Genomic DNA, 9,398 nt, shown 5'->3' on the forward strand with positions numbered 1-9,398 from the left:
TGCGCGTGGCGGTGGTTGGCGCGCACCTGAGCGGCATGCCGCTGAACTTCCAACTGACCACGCGCAATGCGGTGTTGGTCGAACAAACACTGACCGGCGACAGCTATCGACTGTATGCGCTGCCGGGCACCGTGCCGCCGAAACCGGGGCTGGCCAAGGCGGACAGCGGCCGCTCGATCATCGTCGAGCTGTGGGATATGCCCATCGCACGCTTTGGCGAGTTCGTCGCCGAAATCCCCGCGCCCCTGGGCATGGGCAACCTGAGCCTGGCGGACGGGCGCAGCGTCAAAGGCTTTATCTGCGAGCCCTGGGCGCTGGCCGACGCGCTCGACATCACCGAATTCGGCGGCTGGCGCGCCTTTGTCGCGAGTCGGGGCTGAGCATGCCGGGTTCAACGCTGAAAAAAACCAGGGCGCGCCCCGACAGCTTGGCCGAACGGATTTACGCGCAGCTCAAGGCGGATATCTTCGACTTTCGCCTGCTGCCGGGGGACCGCTTCAGCGAAGGCGAAGTGGCCGAGCGCATGAACGTCAGCCGCACCCCGGTGCGTCAGGCGCTCTATCGTCTGGAGAAGGAAGGCTATCTGGAGGTGTACTTCCGCAGTGGCTGGCAGGTGAAACCGTTCGACTTCAGCTACTTCGAAGAGCTGTACGACGTGCGGATCATTCTCGAGCTGGCGGCGGTCAACCACTTATGCCGGATGGATGCGCCGGGCCATCCGCTGTTGCAAGGGTTGCAGGCGATCTGGCAGCTGGAGGAGGGCGCACGCCAGCAGGACACCCAGGTGGTGTCCGAGCTGGACGAGCGCTTTCACTGCGCCCTGGTGGAGGCTACCGGCAACCGCGAAATGGCGCGCATGCACTACGCAATTACGGAAAAAATCCGCATCATCCGCCGGCTCGACTCTACCCAGGCATCGCGGATCGCTGCGACCTACGAAGAACATGCGCAGATACTCGACGCGATCCTGCAACGGCGCGGTGAACAGGCGCAACGGCTGCTCACGCGGCATATCGAACTGAGCAAGCAGCAGGTGCGCCAGATTACGTTGCACCGGTTGCAGGTGGCGCGGGACACTCAATCAACCGGCTTCACAACAACGCTTGCAGACGGCTGACGGTGGCGTCGCCGGCCCGCTGCATCGGCGCGCGCAATTCACTCCCGATTAATCCCTGCAGGGCCAGCGCCGCCTTAACCGGTGCCGGGTTTGGCTCCATAAACAGCGTATTGATCAGCGGCAGCAACTGGAAAAACGTCTGCCGCGCTTCGCTCAACTGGTTATCCCGCACCTGCTGCCACAGCGCCACAAACTGCTCGGTGTGTACATGTGCCGACGCTGCGATCGCCCCACTGGCGCCAAGGCACAACGCGTTAAAGATCTGGATATCCTCGCCACACAGCACATCCACCGCACCACTGGCCAACAGCGCCAGGGTATTGCCCAGGTTGCCGCCACAGTCCTTGACCGCCACGATGCGCGGATGGGCGACGATGTTCAGCAGCGTGGCCTGTTCAAAGCTCGCGCCGGTGCGATAGGGAATGTCATAGAGAATGATCGGCACACTGGAGGCGTCGGCCACCGTCCGGAAGAATGCTTCAAGGCCGCTCTGGGACGGGCGGATATAGCTGGGCGCCGGCACCAACAGCCCGGCCACCGGGCGTTTGAGGATTTCGCCCTGGAACTGCAACAGCTCAATTTGGTTATATCCCGCCAGGCCCATCACCACGCGGTGCGCCGGCACCCATTGCAACACCGCATCCAGCACGGCCAGTTGTTCCTGACGGCTCAACGCCGCGGCTTCGCCCGTGGTGGTGCAAACCATAATCCCGGCCACGTGCTTTTCCAGCAGATGCTCGACCAGCCGGCGCAAGCCGATAAAATCGATGCTGCCGTCATGAAACGGCGTGACCACGGGAACCCAGATACCTTGAAACGCTGACATGCACTCTCTCCTGATGATTGACCGATTGAGTCACCGTCAGAAGGGCAGAGGGAATTGTGCAAGGGCAGGGTGTCCGTCGCGCTCAATGTCCTGTCAGCTCATCTGACGGGACAGCGCGCCCCGGTCACATGAGCGACTGTTTCTTCGATTTGAGGGCGCGCGCAACGCAACCTTGCGCCTTGGCGATCAAGCCAATGACGGAAAGGTTAACGGAAGACGTTGCAAGCATGAGCTGACACACCCTGAATGAGGCGTCCATCTTTAGGGGATGTGAGTAAATGTGTCAAGCCCTGCGCAGGCATCCGTTCGCTTCGTCGCCCGGCGGAAACAGAGATGATCTGTTGCCTCATCTGAGATGCGACGCAAGCGGTCACCCCGCGCTCGCTGATCCAGCGCATTCGCCACTAAGCTGGCGCTCCTATTACGGCATGGAAATCTTGTACTCGGCGAGCTTCGCCTTGTGCTCCTCCTGCAGGTACTTCTTGTTGACGATCTGCGAGAACTTCATGAAGTCGGCCTTTGCGTCGTCCCTGTCTCCCAAATGGTCATACGCGATCCCCCGCGCATAATAGGCCCAGGCATAGTCCGGCTGACGCTGGAGGCCGGTACTGAATGCTTCAGCGGCCTCTCGGTACTGACCCATGTCTGTCAGCGCGAGGCCCAAATGATAGTAGGTCGGCATGTGGAAGCCGGAACCCTTCCCAGCTTCTCCCATCCCGTTGTCAAGGTTGTACTGCACGAGTTCAAGGGCTTTTTTCGGGTTGCCAGCGTCGCGATACATGGCGCTCAGGTCCAGGTTGGCGCGCGGATCAGGCTTGACCTCCAGTTGCATGGATTTTTCCTTGGCGGTCACGGCTTCGGGAAAGTGCTTGAGGTTGCTGTAGGCGTCGGCCTGCACCGCGTAAATCAAACTTTGCAGCGAGGCGGGCAGCGTATTTTTCTGCAGGCATAGATCACCTTCCTGCAGCACCAGAGGGTAGTTTTCGGCTCTGGACGCTTTGAACTGATTAGTGCAGTGGACAAGGTTGGCTTTTTGCGGGTTCTGCATCCCTGCGCAACCTGTGAGGATGACGGCGCAGACGATCAGTGCCGGCCAGCGAGTAGTCATGATAAGCATCCTTGTCAGTCGAGCAGATGAGCGTTGAGGTCAGGGCGATAGACCTGCAACAACGGCGCGGTCACGGTGCCTTGTAGCGAACAGAACACGGTGGTGTGTCCCGCGAGCGGCGGTGTCGAGTCGCCCGTGTCGACGATCAGCACGCGGTCTACGAACCCAAACGGCGTGGCGACGCCGGGGCCGGTCAGTCCTTCGGTGCGCCATTGGCCGATAGGGTCACCGACGCGGCGAATTTCGGCGCGGCTAATGGCTTTGCCTTGACTAACAAAGCGTGCGTTATCAACGATCAGCGGCTTGAGTTTTGCGGCCACCTCTTGCGGCGAGCCATCGGCTACAAAACCCCAGAACAGAAAATTGCCGACGTTCTTGATGGTTTCGGCCTGGTTGTAATAGCCGACCATACGCACACCGTTAACGATCAGGGGCGTTTCGAAGTGTTGGTAAGTGCCACCTTCCTGCAGCGGACTCATGATGCTCGGTGCCTTGACCGAGCCGTAGTCACTCAGGCGCAAGGTACCTGCAGGCAGGCGGGCATCGCGTAGGCTCTCGAAGAAATGCGCATTGCAACGAGAGAACTCAGTCAGCAGTTGTTCCGGCGTGGTAACCGTCTGGGCTTGGGCCGTGCACACGGCGCCGACGGCGAGCAAAGCAACGCCGGAAAAAAGAAAGCGGAACATTAAAATCATCCGTGAAATGGGAACAAAGGCTGTCGGCTGATGAGTCGGGAACTTTAGCAATACGGGCCTGTGGGAGAAGGCTGGCATCTCTTTTTGGTTGAAAGCGGTTGTGGGTAGAGCGTGAGCTCGTGGCCGATTTCTGCTTCTGACGAAGGGCTGCAATCGGCCCAGAGTGTGCAAAAACGTTTCGCCAAAATTGAAGTGTCCGCGTCTACGTTAAATCTGAAATATATCGGCACGTCTGCAGATGTGGATTTCGCGTAGAAACGTGATTTCCAGTCCGGTTTTGAGCACCTGACGCGCTCAAAAACGTTTTTACACAGCCTCGGCCAAAAGCTGCCGCTCACCTGAGATAAATTTTGAACGTCCCAACGCCTGGAATGAGCCCCTCGTAGCCGCAAAACAAAGCCTGTTAACATGCCTCTCAACGCGTCGCACATTGACCTATCCGAAGAAAATCTTTAAGCGCCGCCTGATAGAGCGCCAATGGCTGATTGTCCGTATTGAATAGTGCAAACGGTATCATCGTGAGATGTGAAAACGACGTGGAGTTTATCGAGTAGGTTTTCTGCCTGCAAAAGCGCTGATCCTTAATCAATATAAAGTCAAACTTGAAAAGGTTTGTCCGCGTACACCAACTGGGGATCAAACCCAGACTCAGGCCCGTCAAGTAATCTTGTCCGCAAGCGCCGCCAGATGAGAACTCCGAGATCTTTATTTCTAATGCCGGCAGGGTCGGGGCGGCAAGGCTGGAGCCCGTATCCTGTACATCGGGAATAACTTTGAGTGTCGCTGCGTATGCGTCCTTGCCGAAGCGACTGTCTTTCCATGGGGAGTTTATTGCGTAACTGAAGCTGGAGATGATTTCTTTTGTTTCGGGCTCAGCGGGTTCGTTGATTGTCGGCTGGGACGAATAAGATGTGCAGCCGGAACAGAGTATCGCAATGCTGACAAACACAAACCCGTTGGCTATTATGCGACGCATACTCAGTTTTCCCTAACTATCAATTAGCCAACATTCCTGTCACTTAATGCCGTATAGCATTTTTTCTACACGCCGGATTGCTGAATCAGAATAACAGGGCAGACTGTACGCGCGACACATCGGGAGAGAGAAAAGGCCGCCGCCATGCTTTTTTTGCCCCAATCCAATCCAATCCAATCCAATGCGAACCCGCGAACTTTGAAGGCAAACGCCTGCCCAAACCCCGTCATTACCAAGGTTGCGCCACTAACAGGGAGAAAATAATGAAGCAGGACGCCAGCAAGCGCTCATCAATTCATACCGGCTTGGGCACTGTCATCGCACGCCTGGGGCTGTTGCTCATCGTGCCGTTGGCTGTCGGGGGCTGCACCTTCAAGAAAACCGATGTCCAGAACCCGGCCGAGATGGCCAAGTACGACCCCGCCAGTACGGCGCGCATCCGCCTGATCAGCGGGCAAGGGGCATACGCAGGTTTCGTATCCGGCCAAAGTTGCGAGCAGTATTTCAACGACACTTACAGAAAAGCGCTGGCCGCCCGCGAGCGGCCGCAAGGATGGAATCCTTCGCGTATCGAGCCCAGCGGTCAGAGCACGGATATCTTCGGCATGTGGCCTTCCGACTACCAAAACAATGTCATCGGCATGCCGACCTCCCCGGTCAGCGCGAAGATCGATGAGACGCGCAGGTACTTCGATGAACGTGTGGTCCCGGCCGGCCAGCCGCTGATCGTGTTTGTGGCGTTCGTCACGTCCGGGTCCAGTTGCTCTTCAGCGCCCGTGAGTTTCGTGCCACGCGCAGGCGCCGACTATGAAGTCCGGCAGGCATTCCAGTCGCAAACATTCCAGACAACGTGCCGCAATGAGGTGGTTGAGTTGAAAGCCGGCGAGGAAAAACCGATGTCCCCGAATTACTGCATCCAGGACTCGTCGGGCGATTATCACACCCGCAGCGTTACCCCTGTCAGCCAGGCTGGGCTATAGGATGGCTGCTGTTTGTGCAGCCACTTTCGCGCTGGCCCTTTTGCGCTGAAAAAAGGGCGTTATCAGCCAGCCTAGCTACGCCGAAGCGACGACTGGCGTGTGAGGGCTCCTAGAGAGGGACCTTGGAGAATGAGACAACGAAGCCCCCAGCCCCATCAACAAATTCCGAAAATGGCACATAGCTAGCCTGTCCCGAATGTCTGCTTCTGGCCCAGAGTGTGTAAAAACGATTTTCGGCGATATAGGCATCTAAAAACGACCCGAAAATCGCGTCTCTATGCAAAATCTGTATCTGCTCACTTGCCGATAAATTTCAGATTTAACGTAAAAGCGCGCACTTCAATTTTGGCAAAGCGTTTTTACACAGCCTGGGCCGGTAGTAGCCTGTCATGAAGCGCTGCTATCGGCCGTTCTCTGCCGGTCGTGTCTCCACTAATCTTGCTGGTCAAAAATGGTGCACATGATTGGTTAAGTCGAACGCAAATGGGGGGGCATATGCAACGCTAATGGGTGGTCAGGTAGGGTGCAATTCCCCACTAGAGCGTGGGCAGCCGGTCCAACGCACAATTGCGCTCCATTTTCGGCTCATCGGCCGTGGGGACGCGCGCGCCCGAATCGACATTGAATATGTCAATGTAACAACCGCTCAGCGCGCCCGGGCTGTCGACAATTCCTCCTTTGATTATGTAACGTGCGCCCGGCGCAAATTCGCTGACAAACGCTATGTTGCACGAGCGATTGGCATTGGCCGCGCCGCGCATCACCAAGTGCAGCGGCTTGCCGGCTTCAATCGGAAAAAAACCCTCCGGCGTCGATACATTCTTATAAACGGAAACCAGCTGCCCTCCCGGCGCAGTCGCCACGGTTCTGCCGTATTTGCAGCCGATGGGAGGCGCCTCGACCAGAGACACGCTGTTTCGATGATTCTCCATCGACACCAATTCGCTGCGGATAAGCGCGTGAGGCGCCCCGGCAGGCACAAGGTATTTCGGCGCTGGGGCGCAGCCTGCAAGCAGCAGAATTGAACACAGGTAAAGAGGCTTCATAATTTCCATATTAATGTCGGTAGAGGGCGGCATTAACTAGCCTGATGAATCAGAATGGGTCAAGTAATAAGTGAGAAGAATAGGCGTCAAACCAAGTTTGAAATAAAGGTGAATCGCCCCTGGTTTATTAGATTGGCGGAATGGCCGATATCTGCCTGTGCTAACAGCTCTGGGTCGATTTCTGCCGGTCACAATAGCCCAGGGCGGGCAAGAAGCAGTCGTTCGTCTTTTCCTCAAGGGCCGGTGCTACGACCGCGGCCCTCTTGTCTTTCCTCCAAGCCCCGCGCTACCCTCGCCACTGCTAAACACCGTTCGCAAAAGGAATTGCTGCAAGGGTGTCTAACCGTTTTTACTTCCGCTCTCCTCGTAAACACTGCACGCCAGAGCGGCAGCGCACGTTCGCCCAAAAATGTTATGCACCCGTTGATGTCTATTTATCGTTAGGCATTTTTATCCGACCTACGCGGGATCCATGTGAAGAAAGCAAAAGCGATTACCAAAAAGAAATCATCCGGCCGGGGCTTTGAGATGTCCTCGTTTTGTGGGTGGGATGGAGAGATTTTAGTTCTGAACATACTTGGAACGCCGAGCGCTAAAAAGGATGCCATCGGCAAGGCGAAAGGAAGTCAACTCAAGATTAGCGTCACCGCCGCACCCGTAGCAGGCAGGGCGACTGACCACATGGTTAAGTTTCTCGCCCGAGAGTTTGACGTCTCGGTTTCTGACATCACGGTGGTGTTCGGTCGTTTTAATTTGAGCAAGCAAATGCGTATAAGGGCGCCCGGCAGCTTACCTGCCGTAGTGGCCAAGGCCCTGTCAGACGCAGAAAACACCTGACCAATGGCTACGGGCGCGATCAGCAAGCACTACGTTGGAACCGCTGGAGGCGGTCGACACCTGGGTCGGTCGGCTCCAGCCGCGAGACTTCCCTCGATTCGCCGAAAATTTCACCGGCGCGTTCAATTCGCTGAAGGCCTCCTGCAAGGCATTCGACTCAGCGCTGTCGGCCACCGCTCTCGACTTGGCCGGCAAAAATACGGCTTCACCGTCGAGGCCGATGGCCGCCTGAAAGTGCTGGATTCGGCCAGCCGGCTCAGCAGCTCGGATACCCAGCGGCTGACGGATTTGCTCAATCAATCCCCTGTCCTGAAAGCCTACCGCAATGCCTCCATCGACACGGTGGACGCCGATTCGGTCTGGTCGGGCCTGGGCTATTACAGCCTGACCAACGAAAATTTCGCCAAGACCATTGATCTGGCGCCTCTACTCAGGGATTTCGACCCGTCGGATATCAAGGGGCCAAGGCCAATCAACTGGCCTACAAAGGCGAGCGGGCGACGTAAGAAACGGAAGTGGCGATGTATGAGCGGCGTGCAGCGCAGCGGTTCAGTACGCAGGGCTGATCCACTTTGCGTTGTAAGAAAAGATGGCGTGCAGGCGGCAGTAGATACGCAAAACCACTACATGGGCTTCTGGTCGATCAGGCTATGGAGTGCTGGTTTGCATCGCTACAAAAAAAGCCCCCCCACACCGGGCTAAAGTGTAGGGGCCTTTTGAACATAAGCGGTGTTATTCGCATTCCGCGTTCAACCTATCTGTCGTCAACGACCGTAATTGACCCATTGCTATCTTTCTAGGAAAAAAGCTGACAGTTAAAAACTGAGTGTCGGAAGCGTCCAGAAATCCGCGGCTATTCAGTGAATAGCACGCCGATGATCAGAGGAACTCTGTGCTGTTGATTTAAATGGACCTGCAGCCGCGACGCGCTATGTTTCGAGGACTTCTCGCGCCTGATGTTCAACTCGATTGCGCCCCCGTTTTTTTGCGCGATACAGAAGACTATCGGCCTTTTCCACCAAATCAGTCGAGACAATTACGCCATCTTGATGGTTGGAAGCGACACCTGCGCTGATGGTGACAATGCCTGCTGTACTGCCTCGGTGTTCAATTTTAGCAGCCTCTATTGTTGACCGCACTTCCTCGGCGATCTTTAGTGCACCTGCCAGTTCCGTCTCTGGAAGCAGGATTACAAACTCTTCCCCACCATACCGGGCAGCGAGGTCGGCTGGACGATTTATATTTTTATTTAATAACTCTGCGATGTGCCTTAAGCATTCGTCGCCGAGAACATGGCCATAATGGTCATTGTACTGTTTAAACCAATCTATATCGATAACGATGAGCGCTACGCTATTTCCAGTGCGGCATGCTCTCGACCACTCGTGTGCGAATCTAACGTCGAAACACCTGCGGTTAGGCAACCCCGTGAGGCTATCTGTTTTAGCAATGTGCTCTAAATCACGATGTGCAAGACGCAGTTCTTCTTCGGCAACCAACAAACGTTGAATTTGTCGGTAAAAGAGAAAGCCTAGTGGCTTGAGCGGTTAATCCATTAATTTATTTTTTATAACGCTCAGCTTCGCTTTATGTACCGAGCTAATGATGGCCTCAGCCGTTTTATTCCACTTGAACGGCTTGGCTGAATGCTCATTATGAGCCTCGATAAATTGACGGATAGCCACCTTTAGGTCGGCGACGCTGGTGAAGGCACCCCGGTATAGCGCTCGTCTTTCCAGTTGTGCAAACCAGCCTTCCACGGCGTTCAGCCAAGACGCGCTGGTTGGTGTGAAGTGCAATTTGAAACGCGGAT

11 protein-coding genes and 1 pseudogene are annotated in these 9,398 nt (G+C 56.0%); 5 read left to right on the forward strand and 7 right to left on the reverse strand.

From position 1 onward, the window contains the following. Both L9Z73_RS18965 and L9Z73_RS18970 read left to right on the forward strand, forming a co-directional pair. Positions 1–380, forward strand: a 380-nt coding sequence (locus L9Z73_RS18965) for an allophanate hydrolase-related protein (RefSeq protein ID WP_430624300.1), incomplete at its 5' end; no start/stop codon positions are given. 2 nt (positions 381–382) lie between these two features. Then, a complete protein-coding gene (locus L9Z73_RS18970) occupies positions 383–1,117 on the forward strand; it encodes a GntR family transcriptional regulator (protein ID WP_247404000.1) in 735 nt (244 codons plus the stop codon). Here the strand turns inward: L9Z73_RS18970 and dapA are convergent. The 4 genes from dapA to L9Z73_RS18990 form a co-directional block, all read right to left on the reverse strand. Then, positions 1,092–1,943 carry a 4-hydroxy-tetrahydrodipicolinate synthase gene (dapA, locus tag L9Z73_RS18975; protein WP_247404003.1) on the reverse strand — a complete coding sequence of 284 codons (852 nt, stop codon included), beginning with the start codon at positions 1,941–1,943 and terminating at the stop codon, positions 1,092–1,094. The two genes, L9Z73_RS18970 and dapA, sit on opposite strands and share 26 nt — an antisense overlap. 421 nt (positions 1,944–2,364) lie before the next feature. Beyond that, positions 2,365–3,051 (reverse strand): tetratricopeptide repeat protein, encoded by a 687-nt coding sequence (locus L9Z73_RS18980; protein ID WP_247404008.1) that lies wholly within the window; start codon positions 3,049–3,051, stop codon positions 2,365–2,367. 14 nt (positions 3,052–3,065) lie between these two features. After that, complete coding sequence (locus tag L9Z73_RS18985; protein WP_247404011.1) at positions 3,066–3,737, reverse strand: hypothetical protein; 672 nt, start codon at positions 3,735–3,737, stop codon at positions 3,066–3,068. 424 nt (positions 3,738–4,161) lie between these two features. Beyond that, on the reverse strand, positions 4,162–4,722 hold the full coding sequence (locus L9Z73_RS18990; RefSeq protein WP_247404013.1) for a hypothetical protein: 561 nt from the start codon (positions 4,720–4,722) through the stop codon (positions 4,162–4,164). A 263-nt stretch (positions 4,723–4,985) separates the two neighbouring features. On the opposite strand from L9Z73_RS18990, the gene L9Z73_RS18995 reads away from it, so the two are divergent. Beyond that, on the forward strand, positions 4,986–5,702 hold the full coding sequence (locus L9Z73_RS18995; RefSeq protein WP_247404016.1) for a hypothetical protein: 717 nt from the start codon (positions 4,986–4,988) through the stop codon (positions 5,700–5,702). Between the two features lie 536 nt (positions 5,703–6,238). On the opposite strand, the gene L9Z73_RS19000 is transcribed toward L9Z73_RS18995, so the two are convergent. After that, on the reverse strand, positions 6,239–6,757 hold the full coding sequence (locus L9Z73_RS19000; RefSeq protein WP_247404017.1) for a hypothetical protein: 519 nt from the start codon (positions 6,755–6,757) through the stop codon (positions 6,239–6,241). Between the two features lie 465 nt (positions 6,758–7,222). Here L9Z73_RS19000 and L9Z73_RS19005 point away from each other — a divergent pair, with 465 nt between their 5' ends. Continuing rightward, positions 7,223–7,585: a DUF167 domain-containing protein gene (locus L9Z73_RS19005; protein WP_247404021.1), complete on the forward strand. Its 363-nt coding sequence runs from the start codon at positions 7,223–7,225 to the stop codon at positions 7,583–7,585. A 3-nt stretch (positions 7,586–7,588) separates the two neighbouring features. Further along, positions 7,589–8,287, forward strand: coding sequence for a hypothetical protein (locus tag L9Z73_RS19010; protein ID WP_247404024.1), 699 nt, complete (start codon positions 7,589–7,591; stop codon positions 8,285–8,287). A 227-nt stretch (positions 8,288–8,514) separates the two neighbouring features. Here L9Z73_RS19010 and L9Z73_RS19015 read toward each other — a convergent pair whose 3' ends face one another. Both L9Z73_RS19015 and L9Z73_RS19020 read right to left on the reverse strand, forming a co-directional pair. Beyond that, positions 8,515–9,087 (reverse strand): diguanylate cyclase, encoded by a 573-nt coding sequence (locus tag L9Z73_RS19015; RefSeq protein WP_247404027.1) that lies wholly within the window; start codon positions 9,085–9,087, stop codon positions 8,515–8,517. A gap of 45 nt (positions 9,088–9,132) precedes the next feature. Then, positions 9,133–9,398, reverse strand: a pseudogene (locus L9Z73_RS19020) (IS630 family transposase); the annotation flags it as partial.

Source organism: Pseudomonas emilianonis (genome assembly GCF_023072625.1).
Classification (GTDB): Bacteria; Pseudomonadota; Gammaproteobacteria; order Pseudomonadales; family Pseudomonadaceae; genus Aquipseudomonas; species Aquipseudomonas paraveronii.

Bases quoted from the DNA above. Each gene is read 5' to 3' on its own strand.
- L9Z73_RS18985 (WP_247404011.1), bottom strand. From the start codon at position 3,737: ATGTTCCGCTTTCTTTTTTCCGGCGTTGCTTTGCTCGCCGTCGGCGCC.
- L9Z73_RS18980 (WP_247404008.1), bottom strand. From the start codon at position 3,051: ATGACTACTCGCTGGCCGGCACTGATCGTCTGCGCCGTCATCCTCACA.
- L9Z73_RS18990 (WP_247404013.1), bottom strand. From the start codon at position 4,722: ATGCGTCGCATAATAGCCAACGGGTTTGTGTTTGTCAGCATTGCGATA.
- L9Z73_RS19010 (WP_247404024.1), top strand. From the start codon at position 7,589: ATGGCTACGGGCGCGATCAGCAAGCACTACGTTGGAACCGCTGGAGGC.
- L9Z73_RS18970 (WP_247404000.1), top strand. From the start codon at position 383: ATGCCGGGTTCAACGCTGAAAAAAACCAGGGCGCGCCCCGACAGCTTG.
- dapA (WP_247404003.1), bottom strand. From the start codon at position 1,943: ATGTCAGCGTTTCAAGGTATCTGGGTTCCCGTGGTCACGCCGTTTCAT.
- L9Z73_RS18995 (WP_247404016.1), top strand. From the start codon at position 4,986: ATGAAGCAGGACGCCAGCAAGCGCTCATCAATTCATACCGGCTTGGGC.
- L9Z73_RS19000 (WP_247404017.1), bottom strand. From the start codon at position 6,757: ATGGAAATTATGAAGCCTCTTTACCTGTGTTCAATTCTGCTGCTTGCA.